A 23,808-nucleotide genomic window follows, 5' to 3' on the forward strand; every position below is an offset into this window, starting at 1 on the left:
AAGTTAGCCTGACATTCACCATTTGGCTTTCTCTTCGCTTTTGTAGAAACGCCAAACAAACGCAGCGGCAATAGAATAAGTGACTTCCTTTTCAAATAATGGACTGTCCTTATTAGCTGCTTGGCTATGTAGTTGTACTGAGCTCCCAATGAAGGCTCTGATGTCTTCACTCACTCTAAAAGAGACTCCCAAAGAAAGTTCAGAGCCTAGGTACCCAGATTTAGCATTGAATGCGGGTCTTTCAGGTGTGGCAAACTCAGGACTGACCTCATAGAAATAATCGTGTGTTCTTTCCGTTGCAAAAATGGCACCGAACGACACCGTTATAGCGGTATCTTCGTGTTTGAAGCCGCGATGTTGATAGGACAATTGCGGCTCGAAAATAAAACCACGATCGTCGATACTACCAAAGTCTGTTGAGAAAACCGCTCGCGCTTGCAAGCGCAGATCCAAACGACCTTTACCTAAATTTGTGCCAGTACTTTTACCTTGCGTATTTTTATCAAAGTCATAATCGCCCAATTTAAATATCATTTGAGGACCAATCTCAGCTAAAAAATCGAGTTCTGGCATGCCTTCTCGAGCACTATTGTCCTCACTGTCGGCAGGCAATGCTGCACCAAAAGAGAAGTCTATTTCAAAGTTTTCATTTTCAACGACCACTGCTCTAGCGCCACCCCCGTCCCCAATGCGAAAGGTTTCGCCGCGATAAACAACGAAAGGTAAGACCAATCCAAAAGACCGACTATCACCAGATGCTGGATACTTTGGGCTATAAAAGGCCCCGCCGCCTGCACCAAACTCCCAGAGTGATAATTCTTCGTTGAGGTTTTCGAAACCGGTTAAGCTTCTTTCCATAGGGAGATCAGCTTTAGCGACATCATCACCTAAGGAAACACGGTTCTTTTTGTCATTTTCAGCATTGCTTTCGATTTCATTTGCTGCATGTGCACAAAGGGACGAGAATAAAAGAACGCACGCAATAAAAAGAGGTTTATGCGTGCGTTTTTTGTTTGGCTTGGTCATATTTGCTCATTTAAAACTTTCGGTCATGAGGCTTATACGTACTTATACCTTAAAATGTTTATTAACGGGTAAATCGCGTATGCGTTTGCCAGATGCTCTAAAGATGGCATTTGCCAAGCTCGCGGCTACCGGTGGTGTTCCTGGTTCACCAACGCCTCCTGGTAAGTCATCGGAAGCAACAATATAGGTTTCTATTTTTGGACTTTGAGGCATTCTCAAGACTTGGTAGTCGCTATAGTTTGATTGTACTACTGCGCCGTCTTTCACAGTGATTTCGCCCATGAGCGCTAGTGATAGGCCAAATATCATAGAGCCTTCTTGTTGGGAGCGGACTCGATCAGGGTTCACTACCGTACCTGCATCGATGCTTGAATGCATTTCTAATACACTCACCTTACCATCTTTCACGCGTACTTTAGTTGCAACTGCAACATAGCTTACAAAGCTGCGATGGGCGCTTATTCCCCAAGCTTCACCTTTAGCAGTAGGTTTATCAGCGCCCGACTTGGCGACAACATCATCAAGCACATGCTTTAAACGCTTAGTATCAATAGGGAAGTTATCTAAGGGTTCGCCATAGTTCCCATATTTGAAGCCCTCTTTTGTGGGGTCAACTTTACGATCCGCACCGATCAATTGATGCCACATTTTTTGCGGTGGCATATTGGCCGCATCTGCGAGTTCGTCGACGAAACTCCCTTGTGCAAATGCATGCTGAATATTACTGACTGAACGTACCCAGCCTATACGAATATGTGCAGGGGCTTTGTGAGTTTCACACGACATATTATTGACCGCAAAAGGAACATCGCCAAAGCCAAGGCTCAACTCTCCGTCTGACGGTTCGTCGGTGGTGCCAGTAAAGGTCCAAGAAATACTGGGGAATGCTGTACGTTGAATCCACGCATCCACCGAATTATTTTCGTCCATACCTGCAGCAAAATGCTGTGAGCTAATTGCATGATAATAACCTTGGCGAATATCATCTTCTCGACTCCACACAACTTTCACTGGTTTGCCAGTATGTTTTGCCAATAGTGCTGCCTCAACTGAAAAGTCGGGTTTCGATTTTCGTCCAAATCCGCCGCCTAATAGTGTTACATGCACAGTGACATTGTCTTTTTCAATACCTAGCGCCCCTGCCACATTTTGTTGCGTACTTTGGGGTGTTTGTGTACAAGCCCAAACCTCGCATTTGCCGTCTTTGACGACTGCGGTTGCTGCTGGCGGCTCCATAGGAGCATGCACTAAATAGGGCATAGTATAGGTGGCTGCGACTGTTTTACTTGCGTTCTCTAGCGCTTTATAAGCATCGCCTGCAGAGCGAATTGCTTTGCCTTTAGTAACAATTCTTTCATTGAGTTCACCCAAATAAGCGGCTGAATCGTGGCTGTCATGTTCGCTCTTACCCCACTTTACTACTAGGGCTTTTCTACCCTGCAATGCGGCCCATGTGTTTTTAGCAATAACGGCTACACCATTCATGGGATTAAAAAGCACAGGAACAGGTTGTTCTGGCATTTGATAAACATCGACAACACCCGTTGTGGACATTGCCGTTTTTTTATCAAAACCTTCTACCTTTGAACCAACAACAGGGTTCCGTTCTATGCTCGCGTGAAGCATACCTTCAAGCTTTACGTCCTGTCCAAATACAGTATTTCCGGTGACAATATTCGGCAGGTCGACAATCTGCATCGACTTACCAATGTATTTGAAATCTTTTTTCGATTTAAATGTCAGGCTATCAGTTGCAGGTGGTGAGACTTTCGCTGCAGCATCGGCTAAGGAGCCAAAAGATATTTTTTTACCGCTCTCTTTGTTGATAACAAAACTGTCTTTCGCATAAACGGCCGCTAATGGAACACCCCACTTGTCGGCAGCAGCTTGCTCTAACATGGTCCGTGCCATTGCCCCCATTTCGCGCATAGTAGTGTAGAAGCGTCGAATTGAGCGAGAACCGTCAGTGTTCTGACTTCCATACTCCTCATTAGCTAAACCCTGCACTACATTCACATCTTCCCATGCTGCACATAATTCGTCAGCGACAATTTGTGGAATACCAGTTCGTATCCCTTGACCCATCTCACTTCTGTGACAAACAATGTTGATTTGGCCATTGTGTTCTACGCTCACAAACAAATTGAGTGCGTTGTTGCTATGGTCACCGGTATGCGCCCAAGCTGGCAGACTGATTGGCAACATAGAGCCTAAGACTAAGCCACTCGCACTAAGGCCAGTGAGTTTTAGAAAATCTCTGCGACTAACCGGCTTCGCATGTTTCGTTTGGGTATTTGATGATGCTTGGTCAATGGGGTTGTGCATCATAGAATCATTGGATTTATTCATGCCTGTTCTCCCACATTCTTACCTAGATTATAGTTGTAGCTCGCGGTCTGCTTTTTCGCAGCATCTTTTATTGCAGCTTTAATTCTAGGGTAGGTACCACAACGGCAGATATTGCCCTGCATTGCTGTATCTATCGCTGCATCATCTGGATTCGGATTACTTTCTAATAGCGCTACAGCACTCATAATTTGACCAGATTGGCAGTAACCACATTGTGGTACGTTATGTTCTAACCACGCTTGCTGAATAACGTGACTCGCATCAGATGGTAAGCCCTCAATTGTTTTGATCTTTTTGCCTGCCACTGCTGACAAAGGCATGACACAGGAACGAACCGCATTACCATCCATGTGTACCGTGCAAGCTCCGCACTGAGCTATTCCGCAGCCATATTTTGTGCCGGTCATATCGAGGAGATCTCGAAGAGCCCACAAAAGGGGCATGCTTGGATCTGCATCTACTTCGATGACTTTTTCATTCAAGGTAAAACTAATCATGTCATTATCCTTTGCGCTTTCATTTGTAGCTACTTGCCAGTGTTGCCAAGTAGGCGTTTAATTCTATTTCTGTATCGATATCGATTGCAGCTTCCGGTAAATCTATCTCGATGACATCATCGCTATTTTGCAATAAATCTCGAGCACCTCGGTCGGTGTCCAGCTCAATAAGCTGAGAGAAGAATGTACGAGGGAATATCGCTGGAGCACCTCGTCTTCCGTTATATCTACTTGCAACGATTCTAGTTCGCTGTTTTCGTGACTCTTCAACTAAAAGGTTACAGTGCTTTGTGTAAATTTCCACCTGATCAGCTAAACCAATGAAAAGATGAGTGGTTTTATCTGGCAAGTTTTCAACACCTGCGGCGATACTTTTACCCATACCTTGTTGCCAATGCTGCGCTATCAGGACATTTGTATCTGGGGGCAATAACTCTTTGATTTGTTCTGCACGTGCACCTAGAACAACAGTCAGTGTATTGAATTTGGCTGAACTAAAATGCGACAAGGCTCGCAAAATTATGGTTTGCTCCTGTATTTGAGCGAGTTGCTTTGCGCTTCCAAACCGTTTGCTTTCGCCTGCCGCTAATAGCAATGCGTGAATATGGTAGGGTACTGAATCTGATGGACTCAAGTTTTTCACACCAAAATATGACTAATTGAATGGCCATCGCACCCTTCAAAATGAGCATGAATCTCAGCAATGATAGATAAAGCAATTGATTCAGGTAACTCCCCCCCGAGCTTTAAACCAATAGGGTTGGCCAAAGGTACTTTTAAGGTCGACAGCTCAAGCCCTTGAATCGAGAGCACTCGCTCTGTTCGGTGAGTTGGACCTAGCATCCCCACATAACTTGCTGAGCTTTCTTGAGCTGCATTGAGGGCGTCAGCATCAAGCTGAACATTATGTGTCATGATGATGATGGCATCGATTTCTTGCAACCATGGCATCTCGTCTATATTGCAAAATGGCAGTTTTGAAATATGTGTTGCATCGGGAAACTCGTTTGATCTTGCATAGCCTGTTCGGGGGTCTGCTATCGTAATCTGCCAGCCAACATTGGCAGCGATTTTAGCAACCGGTATGGCATCCACTCCACCACCGAAAATTGCGATATGTTTTACTGGGGCAATTGTTTGTTTGAATTCACCGTCCGTTAACTTTGACCTTATCGCTCTGGTTTGGTGTTTGCCCTCTGGTGAACTTTCAATAAGCTCGTTGTGAGGGACTGTTTCTGTTAGCTTCTGAATATATTCGCAGCTTTGATTGCGATTAATATAATGGCGAAGAGTATCTAGTTGTAAGTAGTTATTTTCTTTATTTACGGCCTGCAACAAAATTCGAACTAAGCCACCACAACCAATACCTAATTGCCATGCAATATCTTCCTCTTCACGCATGTCATATTGGATAATATGGTTTCTGTCCGACTGCCAACATTGTCTCGCTTGGCGCATAATATCTGACTCTAAGCAGCCACCGCTTAGCAGACCATGATACTTGCCCATACTGTTGATCATCATCATAGCACCGGGCTTACGATAAGAAGAACCGTCGATTTCTATGATCGTAGCCAGAACCCATTCCATTTGATCACGCTGCTCGTACCACGTGTTCAGCAACTGTTGGATGTGGTTTGCCATATTAAACTAGGCTTAAAGTTTTGATTCGATGAGTTCTAGTGCTTCAACGAGAATCGTCGAAACGGCCTCACGAGCTTTGTTGGCGTCTCTGCTACGAATGGTGTTGAATATGTCGGCGTGTTTGTTTACGTCAGCGCCAGGAACGCCTTTGATTTTATTTGTATAGCGAATACTCACGCGTAAGGCCGTGCCGATAAAGTCGGATAGCTGAGCAAAAAACCGGTTTCCGCTAGCTTCTAAGATTGATGTATGAAACTCAATATCGGCTTCTAAAGGGTCGTCCAAGCCCATATCAGCGTCAGCCATACGGGCGAGAGACTTTTCAATTTTTGCTAGTTGTTCGGCACTGGCGTTCTCTGCTGCCAAAGCAGCGGCTTCAGGCTCTATAGCAAAACGCATTTGGGTGAATTCTTTTAATAGAGATAAAGAAGGTTTACTGCTTAGAATCCATGTTAGTACATCGGTATCAAACATATTCCAGCGGCTTTCAGGAAGCACCCTAATACCCTGTTTAGGGCGCGAGGAAATCAATCCTTTGGCAGATAGCATTTTTACCGCTTCGCGGGTTGAGCTGCGGCTCACATCATATTCAGCACACAGGTCGGCCTCGGAAGGCATTCCTTCTCCGATAGGGTATTTACCGTTTACGATGGCAATGCCTAAATCGTGAGTTAACTGGTGTGTTAAATTATGCCTTTGAGGGCTTTTCATGTTACAAATTCCGTTAAATGATAAATCAGTTATATCATATTTATTTTGAGGATTGAATTATCAAATTGAATTTTTCGCTTTATAATACCCAGTAATCTACATTTTTGCTGTACAACAATTAAGCAATTAAACTGCCTATAAAGTGTTAGCAATGAAAACGGAGTTTTGCGTGACAGAATCTAGCCAAATGCACACCACATTATACCCGAGTTTACGCGGAAAGGTTGTTTTCATTACAGGTGGTGCTTCAGGCATCGGGGCAGCAATGGTAAAAGCGTTTGTTCGTCAAAGCGCACAAGTTGCTTTTGTCGACATCGATACGAATGCATCGGATCATTTGAAAGAATGCATTACCGATATCGATAAGGATGCAAAACTCTGGTTTAGAAGTGTTGATGTTACGGATCCCGAGGCCTTGCAACAAGCGATAAGCGATGCCTCTAAAGACCTTGGCGGTTTACATGTGCTGGTGAATAATGTTGGCAACGATGCTCGCCAAGATGTCGAAAATATTTCTGCCTACGATTGGCATAAATGTATGCAAGTTAACTTAGATCCGGCATTTTTTGCCTCCCAAGCAGCCTACAAAATTATGCATGAGCAACATGCAGGAAGCATTATTAACTTCAGTTCCATCAATGCTTTAATTGGCCCACAACAAATGACAGGGTATGTCACCGCAAAAGCTGGACTCATGGGGATGACAAAATCCTTGTCGCGTGATTTTGGCGTCGACAACATTAGGGTCAATGCTATTTTACCAGGCTGGGTCGCCACAGATCGTCAATTAGCAAGTTGGCTGACAAAGGAAGAAGAAGAAAAGTGGACTGAGGCTATGGCCTTAAAGAAGCGAATTGAACCCCGTGATGTAGCAAATTTAGCCTTGTTTTTAGCCTCGGATGATTCAGCCATGATCACAGGGCATGGTCTCAATATCGATGGTGGGAGAACATAATGAACGACAGTTCTTATTTTATCGCTGTTGATTGGGGCACATCGCGTTTACGCGCATTTTTGTGTCGGATACGCGAAGATGGCTCTCTCAAATTAGTGACACGGTCTGCTGGACTTGGGGTGAGTAAATCTCCGCTGAGTTTTGAAGACACACTGATGCAAAGTATTGCCCCTTGGGAGTTTGAATACGGTAAGTTGCCGATTCTCATGTCTGGGCAGATTGGTTCAAGTATTGGTTGGAAAGAAACGCCTTATTTACCCTGCCCAATATCACCGCAAAAGTTAGCGAAGTCGTGCATCAATTTTACCTGTAATGGCTACGAGATTTCTATCGTACCAGGACTCAGTTGCCAACTTGAAAATGATAATTACGATTGTATGCGGGGTGAAGAATTACAGATCTTAGGTTGGTTGCAACTTGATCCTGCTAATCGTGTTGGTCGTCACTTATTGTGCTTACCAGGTACTCATACCAAATGGGTGCTGGTGGAAGATGGTAAAATAAAACTGTTCAAAACGGCGTTAACTGGTGAGCTTTTCGACTTGATTGTGAACCACAGTGTACTTATTCAATCCAAAGGCCCAGAGTTTAACTTGGCGGCATTCGACCAGGAGGCCTTTGATAAAGGCGCAGCCTTTACATTGAAAAGTGAGCAAGGTAGTTTTATGCATGGGTTGTTTAGCGTAAGGTCAAAACAATTATTTGGACAGCTAAGCCCTGAGGAAGCAACTTCCTACTTGTCAGGCTTGCTAATTGGCAGCGATATCAGGGCTGCTGTGAATGCCACGGAATGGTGTTTAGGGTCTGTAGATCTGGTGAGTATCATTGGAGCTCCGCATTTAAGTAGAAGCTTTGCTCGCGTGTTGGCATCTCAAAATATCAAAAGCGACATTTGTAAGGTTACTGCAACAACATTGCTTGGGTTTAATTCCTTATATCAGAGCTTTTTAGGGTTAAGTGAAAAAAGTGCCTGAGCATCAACGGCCAAAGCATGTCAAACAAGGTGTTGGCGAGTTACTGTTCACGATTGATTCCCAGTGCATACTAGCTGAATGTGCTTTGTGGCATGCGCCTGAACAAGCTATTTATTGGGTCGATATTGTCGGTGCAAAAATTCAGTCCTATCAACCTAGCACCAAACATCTCGTAACTTACGAAGTACCCCATCGCATTGGGTGTTTTGCGTTTACTGAAATTCCGAATCAAATCATCGCCGCTTTTGATATTGGTATTGCACGATATCAACTTGATACAGGTGAACTTGAATGGTTAGCCCAACCTGAAAAGCACATTTCTCATAATCGTTTCAACGATGGCAGGGCGGATCGCCAAGGGCGCTTTTGGGCAGGAAGTATGAGTGAGCTTGATGACTTGCAATCTGACAAGGTCGTCAAAGGCGCACTATATTGTTTATCATCGTCATCATCAGATACCGTTTCTTGCCAATCAAAAGTACAAGAAGTACTTATTTCTAATGGCTTATGCTGGAGCAAAGACGGCAAGACTATGTATCATGCAGATTCGCCAGAGCGCCGTATCTATGCCTACGATTTCGAGCCGCAAAATGCACTCCTGAGCAACAAGCGAATTTTCGCAGAAACCACGGGACATTGCTTTCCTGATGGTTCAATTGTCGACGCTGATGATTATGTTTGGAACGCGCAGTGGGGAGCCTCACGCGTCGTGCGCTATACACCTTCTGGCAAACTTGATTTATGTTTATCATTACCGGTTAGCCAGGGTTCTAGCGTAGCAATTGGCGGTCCAAATATGGATTGGCTGATTGTGACAACGGCCAAGCATTCACTCGCTCCAGAACGTTTGTTAGAAGAGCCTCAAGCTGGCAATATTTTTGTCTATCAATTACATAGTATCCGTGGAATTAAAGAACCGATATGCTTACTGTAAAACATATCGGTGGGTCTTGGGTTTAACACTTTAGAAACTACAGCTTCTGTCTAGGATGGAGTGATTTTCCAAGGATGTGCTTGTCATCCCCAATGATTTTTGACGCATGCTTAACAATCGCAGGATCTGCACCAGTAATGACTTCAGTATTTTTATTCGGGTAAGGTAAGCTATCTAAGAAGTGATGCATGCAGTTCACTCGGGCTCGTTTCTTATCGTCTGACTTCACCACAATCCATGGGGCATCTGCAGTGTCAGTATAGAAAAACATTGCTTCTTTAGCTTCTGTGTAATCATCCCACTTTTCAGTTGCCAGTTTATCGATTGGTGAGAGCTTCCACTGCTTTAAAGGGTCAATTTCACGCTTAGAAAAACGTACTTTCTGTTCCTCAGCGGTTACCGAAAACCAAAACTTAAAGAGGCGAATACCGCTTCTTACTAGCATACGCTCTAGATCAGGGGTTTGGCGCATAAACTCTAAATAGTCATTTGGTTGGCAGAAGTCCATCACTCGCTCAACGCCCGCTCTGTTATACCAACTGCGGTCAAACAGGACAATTTCTCCTTCTGTCGGCAAATGCTTTATATATCGCTGAAAGTACCATTGACCTTTTTCAGTTTCGCTAGGCTTTTCCAGAGCAACAACGCGACAACCCCTCGGATTCATGTGCTCCATAAAGCGTTTAATTGTGCCACCCTTGCCAGCTGCATCTCGGCCTTCGAAAAGAATAACTACCTTTTCACCACTTTCTTTAACCCATCTTTGCACTTTTAAGAGTTCAACCTGAAGTACCTTTTTAATGGCTTCATACTCCTTTTTCGACATTTTGGTAGAAGTGTCTACAGTCGCTACTGAAGCGTTTGTTTCAGGTGATTCATTCGGTATTGAAGTGGTGGATATTTTCTTTGCTACTTGCGCATCAGCAGTCATGACTAAGCCCTCATTTTTGATTGTCTAAGCTTAGTGTATGCCTTTCATCTTTTGATTTTTTGATCTGGGTCAGTTTACAATTCATTGCTGACCCAAATACCTATTTGCTCGGTTGTTGTGGCTATAAACCTTAACTAATTACACGGCTGTTAATTCAAAAATTAAACTAGTTTGCGGAAAGGAAATGGGCAACTGCATACCCATGTCACTTAGCAGCTGACCATTGAAAACTTTACCTTCAATTTGGCTAAGAATAGAAGGTGAATATTCCTTCAATACGGTCGGCCAAATCAGATTCAGTCGGTAATTGGTACTCGGATTCAAACCTTGAAAGCGATACTTCTTTGGCATCGTACGTTTGGTTTCAGTCACGCTATTGTAGGCATACAAAGCCTGAGTTTGAGCTTCATTAACAATACCAAAATCAACTGAGTTCCCGTCAGTATCCAATCGTATTAAATTGCCCGAGTGAATCAGTGAGCGGTGTTTTTTATGCAAAGCTATGACTTGTTGTAGGGCGGTGACTTCATGCTCGGTCAGTTCTCGAGGATCCATTTCCAAGCCCATATGTCCAAAGAAGGAGACTGCAGCTCTCATTTCAATACTAATGTGGCGTCCGGTAATGTGGCAATCACGAGGACCAACATGTGCACCCATTACTTCCGATGGGAAAAAGAATGAACAACCGCGCTGAATATTGAGTCTGTCGAGTGCGTCATTCGAATCAGAGGTCCATACTCTGTCGGTATGACTCAGAACACCATAGTCAACACGCGCGCCGCCGGAGGAGCAACTCTCAATTTCTACATCGGGGTGAGCTATACGAAGATCATCAATCAATTTGTATAATGCATGCGTTTGCTGACTCACTGCTGGCACGCCAATCGCGTTCCCAGCATGATTAATGTCTCGGTTCATGTCCCATTTGATATATCGTATAGTCGGATACTCTCGCAAAATATCGTCAATGCATTTGTATAAGTAAGCGACAACTTCTGGGCGAGTTAAATCCAATACCAACTGATTTCTAAAACGCAGTTGTTCATTCCCCTCGGTTTGAAGAACCCAATCGGGGTGGGCTCGATAAAGGTCGCTATCAGGGTTCACCATTTCCGGTTCAAACCAAATACCAAATTCCATCCCCAACTCATTGACGTGATCGATGATGGGAGACAAGCCATCGGGGTATATTTCGTAGTCTACAGTCCAGTCGCCTAATCCAGCATTGTCGCCTCGTCTGCCCTTAAACCAACCATCATCCAACACAAAACGTTCAACGCCAAGTTTAGCAACTCGGTCTGCTAAGCCTTTTAATGTGTCTACGTTATGGTCGAAGTAAATACCTTCCCAAGTATTGTAATGAACGGGGCGTGCTTTTGATTGCTGTTTAGGCGTTAGTATGTGCTGGCGCACAAAATTATGGAATTGATTGGATAACTGACTAAAGCCTTCTTTCGAAAATGAGCAATAGAGGGTAGGAGACTGATAGCTTTGACCCGCTTGCAGAGTAACTTCACTCGGCATTAATAGTTCGCCCATTTGCACATAAGTTCGTTGCTCAGGAAGTAATTCTACTCGAGTACGGTGGTTGCCACTCCAGCCTAAATGAAAACCATAGCATTCACCTTGTGATTCATTGGTGTATTTGTCATGCAGAACAGCGCCTGGAAAATTATCATGCGAGGTTTTGCCTTTACGGTTTTCGCGCAACACAGCGCCTAAGAAGAGGTCAACGGTATTGCGATGGAATTCATTTGACCAACGGCCTTCGAAGCTCATTAACTTTGTTATATGGTCAGGTAAAGGGATTGTTGGTGCGGCGCAATAGCCAACATTGATAGTGCTGTGACTTTGATTTTTTAGCTCTGTTGAAGCACTGAGCACATTGGTCTCGGGGCACAGCACCAAGCGATGAATTAGGCTGATACTGCGAACGGCATCGACCGTCTCAAATTCTACTTCTTGCGCGTTGTTTTGCTTAACGCTACGTAGCTCGCCGCCCATAGACCAGACATTATGATATTCATGACTCGATAATTCGATCCCTGGTCCACCTGTAAATCCTTCGCCCATGCTAGGTGATAACGAAATTGGGGCTTCGACCACTACAGCACATTTTGCCTCTTGACGAGTACGTAACAATTGAATCATGTTGAATGGCGACTGTTTATTGAGCTTACTGCCAAAATAAATAACGGCAGGTGTCTTGCCACTGCAATCGATAACGATACTGACATCGCGACTCTCTAATTGAACAGAAGCTGGTAGCTTCATGTTGGGTGTCGTCGTCATAGCTGTTTCCTCTCTGTGCCACAGACTCAAATGGGCAGATAATTTATTTAGGTCTAATTTTTTGCAATATATCATATAAATATGTTTAATATAAATATCGATATACGAATTTTTAACATATAATCTCCAATAATGAGATTTTAGTTTTTAAGTGCGTTCGCAAAAGACATTAATGCACCTCAAATAATAGGATATTTTATGCTAGGTATTTGCTATTACCCAGAACATTGGCCAGAAGAAATGTGGGCAAACGACGTTAAAGAAATGTGCGAATTGGGGCTAAAGTATGTACGTATTGCTGAATTTGCTTGGTCAAAAATGGAGCCGAGAGAAGGGCAGTACGACTTTGCATGGCTAGACAGAGCTATTGACGTAATTGCCAGTGCGGGTTTAAAAGTGATCATGTGCACACCCACGGCAACGCCGCCAAAATGGTTAATCGATAAATATCCTGATATTTTACCGGTCGATGTCAATACAGGCACAGTCCGAGGTTTCGGTTCACGTCGTCATTACGATTTTTCAAGTGAAAACTATTTCAACGAAGCGATGCGAATTACAGAAGTGCTTGCTAAGCGATATGGTGAACACCCTGCCATCTGTGGTTGGCAAACTGACAATGAAATTGCTTGCCATGATACAACACACAGTGGTTCAGAGAACGCGAAAGTAGCATTTCAAGCTTGGTGTGAACGTTACTATGGCGATATCGATTCATTAAACAAAGCGTGGGGAACCATCTTTTGGTCAATGGAGTATCAAGACTTTTCACAGATTGAACTGCCTATTCTTGCTGTTACTGAAACGCATCCTTCACACAACTTAGCTTATCGTCGTTTTAGTTCTGATCAAGTTATCCGCTTTCATGATGAAATGATTCGAATAATAAGAGCGCACGCGCCGGACCGTTTCGTTACGCATAATTTCATTCCTATGGTCGACACCCAAACAGACAATTATGCCTTAGCAAAAAATTTAGATTTTGTTTCTTATGATAATTATCCCTTAGGACGAACCGATCTGTTTTTTGAGCATATGTCACCGGAAGAATTTAAACCTTACATGCGCACCGGTCATCCTGATTTTTCGAGCTACTCGTTTGATCAAACACGCGGTGTGAGTAAAAAGAACTTTTGGATAATGGAACAACAGCCTGGCCCAGTAAATTGGGGACACCACAACCCTAGGCCTGAAAATGGTATGGTTAGACTATGGTCATGGCAAGCCTTTGCTCATGGTGCTGAAGTTGTGTGCTATTTTCGTTGGCGACAAGCACCTTTTGCGCAAGAGCAAATGCATGCGGGTGTGAAGCGTAATGATAACTCTAAGTCGCAAGCATGGTATGAGATTGAGCAAGTACGTGATGAACTAGCGTCGGCGAATATTGATACTTCGGCACCTGTAAAAACACGAGTAGCCATTGTCACAGGTACTATAAATCAATGGGTAACCGAGATAGAAAGACAAGGTGACAGCTACAATCATCAGCAAGTGGAGTTTACATATTATACCGCATTGCGCCAGTTGGGTTTAACGGTAGATTTCGTTTCTACTGACTGCGATATATCAACTTATGATTTATTGGTAGCACCTTGTTTACCTATCGTCGAGCAGGGCTTTATTGATAAATGCAAAGCAGCTAAAGCTCACGTCGTGTTTGGTCCTCGCTCAGGTGGTAAAACAAGTGAATTAAGCTTGGCTTCGCAATTGCCACCAGGTAACATTCAGCAGCTCATCCCACTCAAAATACATTCAACCGAAACCATTCGTCCCGATTGTTCTGAATTGATGAGCTTCAACGATCGGCAATATGATAGTAAGTTATGGCGAGAAGAAATTGTGTTCCCAGAAACCGTAATGACCATAGCTAAATATCATGATGGTCGACCGGCGGTCGCTCGATTCGAAAATACGACTTATATCGCCAGCCTGACATGCGAAAACTTTCTAGTAGACTATTTTGAAGTGGTAGCCGCCGAGCTTGGTTTAGACGTAGTGAAACTGCCAAAAGATGTGCGGATCGTGGATCGTGGTAGTGTTGTTTTCGTGTTTAACTACGGACATCAAGAGCAGCGATTCACTGCGCCGCAAGAGGCTAATTTTGTCATTGGTAGCGAAGTCCTCGCACCTTTTGATGTGGCGGTATATAAACGCTAAGACTCATGTGCCTTAGCGTTTTGATCTTGCTCTCTTTTGACCAATACAAAAGTTAGAAACATTTTTGTGGGTAAAGAGAGCGCCATGCCAATAGCAACGCAAGCAGCGCTGATAATAATCCCATTCACGCCCATCTCTTCGATAGTTGGGCTGAATAGGTGAAAATATACGCCTAGTAAAATCAGCGAAATACCCACAGTCATGACAATTTTTAAGATGAATATAAGTTTACGATCATTCATATCAGGCTCCTAGTGAGGATACAATCTTGTAACTGAAACCATTGTAAACCTCGGCTTAGAGCCAAACTTTGATCTAAAGCACCATAACGCATGTTGCATACAAATAATCGATAAATTATCTTATGCAAAGCGTCAAGACTACCTTCGCCTTATCTACATCTCTGCAGTATTTGCCCACGAAAATACCGGCTTTTGTTTGAACACGAGTGCATTCACCAGCAGTGCTACTGACACACAGGACAACAATGTAATAAACATCAAGTGAATATAGTGTAAGCCAAAAGGAGCATGGAGTGGAGAGAACTCAAAGCTCATTGCGCCATAGAACAATACACCAAATATCACAGCGGTAATCGCCGCATTTGCATGTACATTCTTAAACAACAAACCCGCTGCGAAGACCGAAAGAATAGGCATACTTAATAAGCCATACAATTGTTGGATTAGATTAATAATACTTTCAGCGCTGGCATAAACTGGTACTAATGCAAGCGAAACAACCGTTAATAAGGCAGTCACTAAACCACTGAGCTTAGGTACGTTTGGTTTATCGTTGATGTAGGCTTGGTGAATATCACAAACATACAAAGCCGTTGCTGAGTTTAGGTTACTGTTATAAGTCGTGAGAACTGCTGCCGCCATCGCTGCAGCAAAAACACCTGAGAGGGAGGGGTCGAGTAAATCACCCACGATCCGACCATAGGTTGCATCACCGATGTCGCCGTAAAGTTTAAATGCGATGATGCCTGGTATCACAATGATTGCTGGTACGATTAACAAGCGAATACCTGCAGCAGCGAAGACGCCCTTTTGCGCCTCTTTTATATTTGGCGCTGCCATTGCTCGTTGAGTAATAACTTGGTTTGTACCCCAGTAGAACATTTGAATGAAGATCATGCCAGTCAGTAAGGTATGCCAAGGAATAGGTGATTCATCATCGCCAATCAAGGTTAAACGTTCTGGTGGAATGCCGGAAAAATCATAGTCAATGGCTTGCAATGCAACAAAGACAACGACTAATGCCATGACGAGCAACAGGACGCCTGAATATGTATCTGACACAGCAACCGCTCGTAAACCACCGAAAATAGCGTACATAGCACCGACGGCAGCGAAAGCCACTGCAACCGTCATGATATTGACCTAGAGGTCAAACATGTTGATCATGAATAAAGAGCCACTGTAGATGACAGCAGGGCAAAAGATGAGTGCGCTTCCGAGGAAAAATAAGGTACTGATAACAGCTCGAATGTTTTTATCGTTATAGCGTCTTTCTAAAAGTTCAGTTGTCGTGGTGCAGTTGTAGCGGTAGTAAACTGGCAAAAATACCTTGGCTAGAATGATAAGACCAACAACCGCAGAAAACTCCCAAAGAGCTAAAAGCGCCATCTGATTGCCATTCATACCTACAAGTTGGTCGGTACTAAGATTAGTCAGCGTGATTGAACCTGCGACGAAATACCAGGCTAGACCGCCGCCCGCTAGGAAGTATTCTTTAGTTTGATTCGCTTCACGGTGTCCTTTCCCTTTACAGTGAATGTAAGTTAGGACGGCGATTAACAATGTAACGCCTAGAAAAACCGATATTTGAATAATACCTTCGGACATAATACTCCCTCGTCTCACGCGCAAAATACTTATTGGTGAGTTTTATTGTTATTTTATTTAATGACTCCGCTAATGTTGCGTTAGCGTGAGGCTGACATTCTTTGATATTGCGATGGCGCCCAGATGCGAGCGCCACATCTTACTGATTTAAGCAATGGCTGTATCTTTTGCTACTTCCATTTTAACTTCTACAATTTGCGCTCTATCAACGACTTCGTTGCTGAGATTAATCAACTTATTCACTTGCATGATAGAAACCAGCATGGCGTGAATAGGCATCAAGTAACCTTCCTTACGCAACTTATCGAGGTCTTCCAAACTGAGACTTTGGAATTTATCTTCGTCGATAGTGTGCAGGCCTTTTAGCTTCTGAATTTCGCCGCTTAAGAAACGAATGTTCATATCAATTGGCTTAAATAGGCCCATTTGGTCTAATACGGTACTGAATTGCGCAGTTTGAATATCTTTCTTCACGTCCGCTTCTAGTATCTGCATACGTCTTTGTGTTGCTGCACTTGGCTTTCCGTCATCTTCAAACATTGCTTCCCCAGTTTTTTCCGAGAAGTCATCACCACCGTCAACAATACCCACTGTGTATGACTTTTCGTCTTTTGGCGAAACCATAAGATATAGGGGGTAGGTTTGAATGCTGGTCGGGCGGTATATCGCGTCGAGTTTGCCGTCTTTTACAAACAAATTCATATCTGGCACGAAACTCGTCATGGCAGAAAAGCTCCAAAATCCGTTGTGTGTATTCTTGGTAGCGAATACTGGATAACAAGTGGCAGCTTGAGCAATCTCAGTTGCACGCAAATTCATTAAATGTTGTTTTGCAGCAAAATTGATCACAGCATTGTTTTTTATCTTTAAGTTTTTATGCGCTGTGTTACTTAGTTCAACAAGAGTTAATTTTTTCATATGTCCGTTATTTCATTTGTGCGCTAGCAAGCCACTTCTCAATATATTCTCTATGAGGCGGAAGGGTTTGTAGCATCTGTTCTGTAATTTTCTGATTTCTCTGAATAATCATTTCAGCTTGTTGCTTGTCTTGATAAAGATGAGCTTGCTGAGAAAAATCAGGTTTGAAGCCCATGCCATAAATCACGTATTGATAACTGGCGGCTGGAAACAATTCTATCGCACTTTCGAAGTCTCCGCTCGTTGGGCCTCGATAACCCCAAATTGCAAGATCTTCCTTTAATGAGTCAGGAATATTGTCTGGGTTGGTATGGTCTTGCCAATATGGCTCTGGACGCTTTGTTAGCATGTAATGCAACTTTAAAAAATCGATAATTCGAGTCCAGCGATAGCGCATTTGTTGATTAAATCGCTTGGCTACTGTCGGCATTATGGTTTTGCTTGGCGGTAAATTTTCAGCAATATATCGTGCTGAAAGTTCGACCAACATGATTGCAGTCGCTTCTAATGGCTCCACAAATCCAGCTGCCATGCCAACCGCGACGCAGTTTTTCTCCCAAAAGCGCTCTCTATGACCGGATTGATAGGTAATTTTTCGGGTAGTCAAACCTTCTCCCGCTTTATGTTTTAGTATTAGTGAAGATATTGTCAGCGGCGAATCACATTGGGGTAATTATGTTCGTGCAGTCGCTTATGTGTTCCGACGCGAAGGCTTAGCGCTACGTGGATTCAACATGTTGATTGATAGCGACGTTCCTCAGGGAAGTGGCCTCTCGTCTTCTGCAGCTTTGGAAGTCGCGATTGGTGGTGTGTTTAATCATGCTGGGAACTTAGGCTTGAGCAAGGAAAAGATAGCATTACTGGGTCAAGCAGCTGAAAATGATTTTATCGATTGCCAGTGTGGGGTGATGGACCAAATGATCTCGGCATGCGGAAAAGAAGGCCAAGCAATGCTGCTGGATTGCGAGAGTTTAAAAACCCAAGCAGTGGCTATTCCTAAGGACCTAGTGGTTGTTATTGTTAATTCAAATTACCCTCGAAAACTCGTCGATAGCGAATACAACCAACGTAGAATCGATTGCGAAAATGCGGCAAAAAAAATGCAGGTTAATTCCTTACGCAAAGCTGACATGACTACCTTAGACTCCGTGAAAAACCTACTGACAAAGAATGAATACAAACGCGCCCATCACGTGATTAGCGAGAAGCAACGCGTACTCGATGCTGTTGATGCATTAGCCGAAAACAATATGACAGAGTTACGTCACTTAATGACAGCTTCTCACATATCACTGCGTGATGATTTTGAAGTAACGGTGCCCGCAACTGATGGCTTAGTTGAAATTTGTGCTGCGGCCTTACAGGACCGTGGTGCCGTGAGAATGACTGGCGGTGGTTTTGGTGGCGCAATTGTTTGCCTTTGCCGCGAAGAGGATATTTCCTCAATCGAAGAGGCTCTTGAAGCTCACTATGAAGAAAGGTTTAAGCTGAAAGCCAATATATACGTGTGTAGCGCTGGTGACGGGCTCCTTGTGAATGACCTATAAGGACGATTCACGATTTCGCTCAGTATGCGCCTAGATTATCCTTAAAAAACAACTATGATTACAGCTGCTTTTTAAACAGAACTTGTCAAAAAACTAAGGATATATAATGTTGAAATGGGGTGTAATAGGGTGTGGACATATCGCCAATACCTTCGCTGAGGGTTTAGCCTGTTTGAATGAAGGCGAGCTTATTGCTTGTGCATCAAATTCTATGCAGCGCGCGAAAGATTGGGCAGCAAGAAACAGTGAAAAGCATCAAATTACCGAGATATATGATAGCTACGATAAACTGCTCCAAGATTCGGATATCGATGCGGTGTACATTGCAAATACGCACAATTTTCACTACCAATCCGTCAAGCAGTGCCTGCTAGCCAATAAACATGTTCTTTGCGAAAAGCCTATTACACTCAACGCCAAGCAGGCCACAGAATTATTTGCTTTGGCAAAGGAGAGGTCATGCTTCTTAATGGAAGGAGTATGGACACGTTTCCTCCCAGCGATAAGAATGTTACAGAAGGTATTGAGCGATAATATCATTGGTGATGTTCTGTCTGTGCGCGCGGATTTTAGTTTGAATCGTGTATTTGAAGAAACGCATCGTCTTCGTAATAAAGAGTTGGCCGGTGGCGCATTGCTCGATTTAGGGATTTATCCTATCACGTTCGCTTACATTGCTTTTGGTGAGGCTCCAAGCAAGATACAAAGTTCAGTTGTTCTCGACACAACAGGTGTTGATCAACGCTCATTTTACTTATTTGAATATGAGGATGGTGGTCGCGCTAATTTGTCCTCAGCTTATAGCCATGTTGCTCCAACAAGCGGCATTATTGCAGGCTCTGAAGGTTATATTGATGTACCTCATTTCCTTGGTGCTCAGGGGTTCGTCGTTCATCGAGAAGGTGAGTCACCGCAAACACATTCTTACCCTTTTGATAGCAATGAAAACTTCAGTTTCGAAATTCAACACATGCAAGACTGTGTTAAGCAGGGATTGTCAGAAAGTCCTATTTTACCTGCGAGTGAGAGTATTAGTGTCTTACAAACGATGGACGAACTCAGAGCCCAGTGGGGTATAAAGTATAAAGATGAGAACTAAGGACGGCTATTGAGTCTGACGTTTATCGAAGGAAGCAAGGAAGTGTATCGTGAAGTTCGGTGAAGTCTGAGCTTGGCGACAATCATTAATAATAAAAAGGCAAAATCGATAATGGTAAAAATAACGCAAATCCAACACGAGAGAAGCAAAAACGTCTGGCTGGGAACAGCCCTACTCAAGAGCCTAGCAATACTCGCCATAGGTTTGTGTGTTGTGATGCAGTTTAGTGCTTTTGCTATGTCTGAAACAGAAATAGAAGCACAGGATCTATACCCGGTGACTCATCCAGACATGCAACCTGAACTAGCAAGCAAGGGAAAGTACAAAGTTGGTGTGCGTACAATGGATATTAGCAATAAGAGCTATTTTAACCTGCTAACAAATACTCAAGAGCCACGGAATCTTCGCTTGGAGGTTTGGTATCCAGCAACAGTTGACGTAAATAGCGCCAAGACAAGTTACGAAAATGAAACTCGCTTAGCTAAACGCTTTAGCATCAAAGCTGATGCATATAGAGATGCTTCGCCCTTAGCGAATGGAGAAAAGCATCCTGTTGTGATTATATCTCACGGTTACACTGGCTATCGCACCATTATGTTTTATCTAGGTGAACACTTGGCCAGTCATGGCTACATAGTTGTAGGTATTGACCATACCGATTCAACCAACGAAGACGTGGATATGGTCAATGGCCCTTTTAATGGTTTCCCGAGTACCTTGATCAACCGAAGCCGAGATCAGCAGTTCACCCTAGATTACATCACAGAGCAAAGTCACTTCCTTAGTGATCTTGTCGACGCAAACAATGCGGGACTTGTTGGTTACTCAATGGGGTCCTTCGGCGCGATCAATACAATTGGTGGTTGCTATAATTTTAGCCCGGTAGCCGCAGGCATGTTTACCGGTGTGCAGGACCCAAATATTGTACCGATGATACAAAAAGCCTTAAACAGCTGTGCAGCAGGCCAATACGAGAACCCTAAAGTTGACGATAAGTGGAAAGCGGCAATTACCTTTGCTGCTTGGGGCGGTCAACATCAATTGTTTACCAAAGAAAGTTTGGCAGCGATTGACGTTCCAAAACTATTTGTTGCTGGCAATTTAGATGATATTTCAGGTTATGACGGTATTCGTAGTTTGTACGATAGTATGTCATCAGAAGACACCTATTTGCTGACAATGATGAATGCAAGGCACAATATTGCACCTCATCCCACGCCAGCAGAGGCTTGGGGAAGTGAAACTGACTTCGGTCACTATTACGAACCAGCTTGGTCAAGTGCAGTTTTGAACGATATAAACAAACATTTCAGTTTGGCCATGATGGATTGTCATGTGAAGAAAGTCAGCAGCGCTTGTGATTATTTAGACTTGTCTGAAAGTTCTGACCAGGCACAGGTAAATGGAAAATTAGGTGAGCCTTGGAAAGGCTTTGATAGTCGCTTTTCGACAGGACTTCGCTGGGAACAAAAAGCAAAAAACTCTGAAAAATAAGACAATAAGCGCTTGAAGAAATGACGAGTAAGGGCTCGTCATATCTTTGTTTGTTAAACGGGAATATGAAAGCCAAGCATGTTAACTAGCTTATCTACTCAGCAACTGTTCTCGTTTAATTATTGCGCTTCAACTGGTGATAATATTAGCCCAATTTAATACGGCGTTTAGCAAAAACAAATGCAAGTGCCATCAGGCTCATGGCGCTGAATGCCCTAGGGCTACTCGCGGTGATTACCTCACTTTCTTTGCTATCTGTAATCAAGTCACCGCTGATAACAATATCATCAAATGCGATGCTCTCTTTTGAGGCATTCGTAAAAGCGTCGAAGTGTAGTGAAAATACGTCAAAATTAAGACTAGAAAGGTCGTAGCTTACAGTCTGAAAGTCTGCGTTAAGTTCAATCGTATTGTTCAAACCAATACCACCAAAAAAGGAATCAATTAGTATTCTCTGCTGATTAGTTGCCGGAAGTGCAGAGGCATTACTCGAACTGAGGTCCTGCGCATAAATTGCGAGATAGTCACTGCTTTCTAAGCTTCCAGACGAAGCTACGCTCATCGAAAGGCGGGCATTCTGATAGTGACTGATATCTACACTATTAAAGCTTAGTGTGCTGGGTGACGCGGCGCTTGAGCCGTTTTCGTCAAGGTTTATGCCCGTCCAAAAATCTTGACCCTGGAATCCTCGATAGAAATTAGTATTATTGGTGATGTTGGTTGAGTGGCGCTGCCAATGCCAATCTCTGGCTGTTCTTGGGCCATCAAAACTACCAGCGTTCACTGCAAAGTATGCGGTATTTAGCCCGTCGTTTTCAAAGTCTTCACCAATGATAACTGCAGCGTAAGCGTGATTAAGCATTGATGCGCAGATCAAAGCCCCAACCAGACCTAAGGCTGCACAAAAGCGCTTTGAGTGTTCAGCGATATTGCTCGCTTTGATATTTTTCATATTACCTTCCTTGGTATGTTTAATTACTTGTAGTACATAATGGCAAATTGCAGTGAAAAGAAAACTGATCTTGAGTAGGGTTTTACTTTATCTACGACACGCTAAGATAAATACCAATGCATTTACATCACTCTAGAATGACAATATGGTTCGAAGGCCGATAATCTGAGCGGTGGAGATGTCTTGGCCCGATGGATTATCTATCCATTGATAAGTAGGCTGGACCGACAAATACTCTGTTACTTTCATTAGGTAAGTCAATTCGATATTCAATTCACCACTTGTTAGCGCAGTCATATTTTCTGTCAAATCGAAGTCAGAAGAGCCTTCTGCATACGCAAAAGCAATACCTATGGCGTCATCAGGCCTTGTTGATAATAGACCTGTTTTTACCAAGCCGGCACTGTAAAATCGTGAGAATGCATTAAGTTGCTCACTGCCTGAGCCCAATCTAGCAAACCCTGTAAGCCCCTCGAGCTCTTGAAACTGATGCTCCACACGCAGGTACAGTCCTGTATTACTTTGTGTATTTGGAAGATCATCACGCAAGGTGTTTCTTGAGTATTGCCAAGTACCGAGAAGCCATTTACTGCCGTCGCTTAAATACTCAAATTCTGCAATATTCAGGTAACCTTCGCTTGATGATAAGTTCAAGCCTGTGACATCTGGATGCTGACTATCACCTGGTACACCGTCGGTGATCACAAATCGAAAAGACAGGTGTTCGTTTCTATACTGATAACGCAGTGAAAGGCCCGGGAAAGGGTAGGTTGATGGTCCGTTTGTGCCACTGGAACCGAGTGTATTTCCCATACCGTAAGCTGCATTGACGAATAAATTAGCACTATCGAGTACATCAAACTCTGTATTCGTATCATAAAGACCCAACAACATTGAGTGGGATTTGTTTGATAATTGTACATATGCTTCATGCACACGTTTCAGATTAACGCCAGTTTCAATACCCGATGCACCTTGAATATCACCTGATTTGGTCGTACTGAACTCAGCACCATTGGCATAAATCCCCGACACGAATAAATTCAATTTTTGTTCTTTAGCAAAATCAATCTGATGACGTAACTCTATTGTCGCAAAATCAAGATACGCTGAGCCAGACTCCTTACCACCATTTAGATTGGAGAGAAAATCACTGCTGTAAATCACACTTATATTTGTCTCGTTGTTTATTGTTTTTTCAGTTTCCGAACGCAATGGTGACGGGACTGTAAAAAGAATGAAACTGACAATTAAGAAGGTGGGGACTTGCGCCGAAAGGCTAAGAGAGAACATGTAACTCCTAATGACTAAAGGCCTGATAGAATATCCCAATGACTGTGGAACTACAAATTACCAAATAAAAACAAGGCTTAAAGACGTGTTTTCGAGACTAAATTAAGGTGGTTTGACAATTTAACAAACAAAAACGGCTTCTGAAAGAAGCCGTTAAAAAATTGCTTTTGACTCGACTGTGAGCC

19 protein-coding genes and 2 pseudogenes are annotated in these 23,808 nt (G+C 43.3%); 7 read left to right on the plus strand and 14 right to left on the minus strand.

The features are described from left to right. Positions 1 to 15: 15 nt before the first annotated feature. Genes RM544_RS12790 through RM544_RS12815 form a run of 6 tightly spaced genes read right to left on the minus strand, consistent with a single transcriptional unit; the run spans position 16 to position 6,227 of the window. Positions 16 to 1,026: a MipA/OmpV family protein gene (locus RM544_RS12790; RefSeq protein WP_311362194.1), complete on the minus strand. Its 1,011-nt coding sequence runs from the start codon at positions 1,024 to 1,026 to the stop codon at positions 16 to 18. 42 nt (positions 1,027 to 1,068) lie between these two features. Next, positions 1,069 to 3,351: a xanthine dehydrogenase family protein molybdopterin-binding subunit gene (locus RM544_RS12795; protein ID WP_311362360.1), complete on the minus strand. Its 2,283-nt coding sequence runs from the start codon at positions 3,349 to 3,351 to the stop codon at positions 1,069 to 1,071. A gap of 20 nt (positions 3,352 to 3,371) precedes the next feature. Further along, positions 3,372 to 3,872 carry a (2Fe-2S)-binding protein gene (locus RM544_RS12800; protein WP_311362195.1) on the minus strand — a complete coding sequence of 167 codons (501 nt, stop codon included), beginning with the start codon at positions 3,870 to 3,872 and terminating at the stop codon, positions 3,372 to 3,374. Positions 3,873 to 3,891: 19 nt separating this feature from the next. Further along, entirely contained in the window at positions 3,892 to 4,506 is a 615-nt protein-coding gene (locus RM544_RS12805) for a nucleotidyltransferase family protein (RefSeq protein WP_311362196.1), read from the minus strand. 5 nt (positions 4,507 to 4,511) lie between these two features. Continuing rightward, positions 4,512 to 5,516 (minus strand): XdhC family protein, encoded by a 1,005-nt coding sequence (locus RM544_RS12810; RefSeq protein ID WP_311362197.1) that lies wholly within the window; start codon positions 5,514 to 5,516, stop codon positions 4,512 to 4,514. A gap of 12 nt (positions 5,517 to 5,528) precedes the next feature. Continuing rightward, on the minus strand, positions 5,529 to 6,227 hold the full coding sequence (locus RM544_RS12815; RefSeq protein WP_311362198.1) for a FadR/GntR family transcriptional regulator: 699 nt from the start codon (positions 6,225 to 6,227) through the stop codon (positions 5,529 to 5,531). Between the two features lie 151 nt (positions 6,228 to 6,378). Between RM544_RS12815 and RM544_RS12820 the strand changes: the two genes are divergently transcribed. Genes RM544_RS12820 through RM544_RS12830 form a run of 3 tightly spaced genes read left to right on the plus strand, consistent with a single transcriptional unit; the run spans position 6,379 to position 9,090 of the window. Next, positions 6,379 to 7,182, plus strand: coding sequence for an SDR family NAD(P)-dependent oxidoreductase (locus tag RM544_RS12820; RefSeq protein ID WP_432264486.1), 804 nt, complete (start codon positions 6,379 to 6,381; stop codon positions 7,180 to 7,182). Further along, entirely contained in the window at positions 7,182 to 8,156 is a 975-nt protein-coding gene (locus tag RM544_RS12825; RefSeq protein WP_311362199.1) for a 2-dehydro-3-deoxygalactonokinase, read from the plus strand. The genes RM544_RS12820 and RM544_RS12825 overlap by 1 nt, the downstream gene beginning before the upstream one ends. Then, entirely contained in the window at positions 8,140 to 9,090 is a 951-nt protein-coding gene (locus tag RM544_RS12830) for an SMP-30/gluconolactonase/LRE family protein (RefSeq protein WP_311362200.1), read from the plus strand. Before RM544_RS12825 ends, RM544_RS12830 begins: the two co-directional genes overlap by 17 nt. Positions 9,091 to 9,127: 37 nt before the next feature. Here RM544_RS12830 and ppk2 read toward each other — a convergent pair whose 3' ends face one another. Beyond that, positions 9,128 to 10,021 carry a polyphosphate kinase 2 gene (ppk2, locus tag RM544_RS12835; protein ID WP_311362201.1) on the minus strand — a complete coding sequence of 298 codons (894 nt, stop codon included), beginning with the start codon at positions 10,019 to 10,021 and terminating at the stop codon, positions 9,128 to 9,130. A 138-nt stretch (positions 10,022 to 10,159) separates the two neighbouring features. Beyond that, positions 10,160 to 12,313, minus strand: a complete 2,154-nt coding sequence (locus tag RM544_RS12840; protein ID WP_311362202.1) for an alpha-galactosidase — start codon at positions 12,311 to 12,313, stop codon at positions 10,160 to 10,162. Between the two features lie 198 nt (positions 12,314 to 12,511). Here RM544_RS12840 and RM544_RS12845 point away from each other — a divergent pair, with 198 nt between their 5' ends. Further along, entirely contained in the window at positions 12,512 to 14,470 is a 1,959-nt protein-coding gene (locus tag RM544_RS12845) for a beta-galactosidase (protein WP_311362203.1), read from the plus strand. On the opposite strand, the gene RM544_RS12850 is transcribed toward RM544_RS12845, so the two are convergent. The 4 genes and pseudogenes from RM544_RS12850 to RM544_RS12865 all read right to left on the minus strand — a co-directional run. Continuing rightward, entirely contained in the window at positions 14,467 to 14,712 is a 246-nt protein-coding gene (locus RM544_RS12850; protein WP_311362204.1) for a hypothetical protein, read from the minus strand. The genes RM544_RS12845 and RM544_RS12850 overlap by 4 nt on opposite strands. Before the next feature lie 153 nt (positions 14,713 to 14,865). Next, positions 14,866 to 16,320: pseudogene (locus tag RM544_RS12855) on the minus strand (SLC5 family protein). Between the two features lie 147 nt (positions 16,321 to 16,467). Beyond that, positions 16,468 to 17,238 carry a SapC family protein gene (locus RM544_RS12860; protein ID WP_311362205.1) on the minus strand — a complete coding sequence of 257 codons (771 nt, stop codon included), beginning with the start codon at positions 17,236 to 17,238 and terminating at the stop codon, positions 16,468 to 16,470. Between the two features lie 7 nt (positions 17,239 to 17,245). Beyond that, positions 17,246 to 17,857 (minus strand): annotated as a pseudogene (locus RM544_RS12865) (tryptophan 7-halogenase); the annotation flags it as partial. 25 nt (positions 17,858 to 17,882) lie between these two features. Here RM544_RS12865 and galK point away from each other — a divergent pair. The 3 genes from galK (at position 17,883) to RM544_RS12880 (ending at position 21,378) form a co-directional block, all read left to right on the plus strand. Further along, positions 17,883 to 18,785 (plus strand): galactokinase, encoded by a 903-nt coding sequence (galK, locus tag RM544_RS12870; RefSeq protein WP_311362362.1) that lies wholly within the window; start codon positions 17,883 to 17,885, stop codon positions 18,783 to 18,785. Positions 18,786 to 18,891: 106 nt separating this feature from the next. Then, entirely contained in the window at positions 18,892 to 19,884 is a 993-nt protein-coding gene (locus tag RM544_RS12875; protein ID WP_311362206.1) for a Gfo/Idh/MocA family protein, read from the plus strand. Positions 19,885 to 19,995: 111 nt separating this feature from the next. Continuing rightward, positions 19,996 to 21,378, plus strand: a complete 1,383-nt coding sequence (locus RM544_RS12880; RefSeq protein WP_311362207.1) for an alpha/beta hydrolase family protein — start codon at positions 19,996 to 19,998, stop codon at positions 21,376 to 21,378. A 145-nt stretch (positions 21,379 to 21,523) separates the two neighbouring features. On the opposite strand, the gene RM544_RS12885 is transcribed toward RM544_RS12880, so the two are convergent. Both RM544_RS12885 and RM544_RS12890 read right to left on the minus strand, forming a co-directional pair. Further along, on the minus strand, positions 21,524 to 22,330 hold the full coding sequence (locus RM544_RS12885) for a hypothetical protein (protein ID WP_311362208.1): 807 nt from the start codon (positions 22,328 to 22,330) through the stop codon (positions 21,524 to 21,526). Between the two features lie 132 nt (positions 22,331 to 22,462). Beyond that, positions 22,463 to 23,623, minus strand: coding sequence for a carbohydrate porin (locus RM544_RS12890; RefSeq protein ID WP_311362209.1), 1,161 nt, complete (start codon positions 23,621 to 23,623; stop codon positions 22,463 to 22,465). Between the last annotated feature and the right edge of the window lie 185 nt (positions 23,624 to 23,808).

Source organism: Brumicola blandensis (assembly GCF_031846165.1).
In the GTDB taxonomy this organism is placed as follows: Bacteria; Pseudomonadota; Gammaproteobacteria; order Enterobacterales; family Alteromonadaceae; genus Glaciecola; species Glaciecola blandensis.

Excerpts from the sequence above, each read along its gene's own strand:
- RM544_RS12790 (WP_311362194.1), bottom strand. The coding sequence starts at position 1,026 with ATGACCAAGCCAAACAAAAAACGCACGCATAAACCTCTTTTTATTGCG.
- RM544_RS12795 (WP_311362360.1), bottom strand. The coding sequence starts at position 3,351 with ATGCACAACCCCATTGACCAAGCATCATCAAATACCCAAACGAAACAT.
- RM544_RS12800 (WP_311362195.1), bottom strand. The coding sequence starts at position 3,872 with ATGATTAGTTTTACCTTGAATGAAAAAGTCATCGAAGTAGATGCAGAT.
- RM544_RS12810 (WP_311362197.1), bottom strand. The coding sequence starts at position 5,516 with ATGGCAAACCACATCCAACAGTTGCTGAACACGTGGTACGAGCAGCGT.
- RM544_RS12815 (WP_311362198.1), bottom strand. The coding sequence starts at position 6,227 with ATGAAAAGCCCTCAAAGGCATAATTTAACACACCAGTTAACTCACGAT.
- RM544_RS12820 (WP_432264486.1), top strand. The coding sequence starts at position 6,379 with ATGAAAACGGAGTTTTGCGTGACAGAATCTAGCCAAATGCACACCACA.
- RM544_RS12825 (WP_311362199.1), top strand. The coding sequence starts at position 7,182 with ATGAACGACAGTTCTTATTTTATCGCTGTTGATTGGGGCACATCGCGT.
- ppk2 (WP_311362201.1), bottom strand. The coding sequence starts at position 10,021 with ATGACTGCTGATGCGCAAGTAGCAAAGAAAATATCCACCACTTCAATA.
- RM544_RS12840 (WP_311362202.1), bottom strand. The coding sequence starts at position 12,313 with ATGACGACGACACCCAACATGAAGCTACCAGCTTCTGTTCAATTAGAG.
- RM544_RS12845 (WP_311362203.1), top strand. The coding sequence starts at position 12,512 with ATGCTAGGTATTTGCTATTACCCAGAACATTGGCCAGAAGAAATGTGG.
- RM544_RS12850 (WP_311362204.1), bottom strand. The coding sequence starts at position 14,712 with ATGAATGATCGTAAACTTATATTCATCTTAAAAATTGTCATGACTGTG.
- RM544_RS12860 (WP_311362205.1), bottom strand. The coding sequence starts at position 17,238 with ATGAAAAAATTAACTCTTGTTGAACTAAGTAACACAGCGCATAAAAAC.
- RM544_RS12875 (WP_311362206.1), top strand. The coding sequence starts at position 18,892 with ATGTTGAAATGGGGTGTAATAGGGTGTGGACATATCGCCAATACCTTC.
- RM544_RS12880 (WP_311362207.1), top strand. The coding sequence starts at position 19,996 with ATGGTAAAAATAACGCAAATCCAACACGAGAGAAGCAAAAACGTCTGG.
- RM544_RS12885 (WP_311362208.1), bottom strand. The coding sequence starts at position 22,330 with ATGAAAAATATCAAAGCGAGCAATATCGCTGAACACTCAAAGCGCTTT.
- RM544_RS12890 (WP_311362209.1), bottom strand. The coding sequence starts at position 23,623 with ATGTTCTCTCTTAGCCTTTCGGCGCAAGTCCCCACCTTCTTAATTGTC.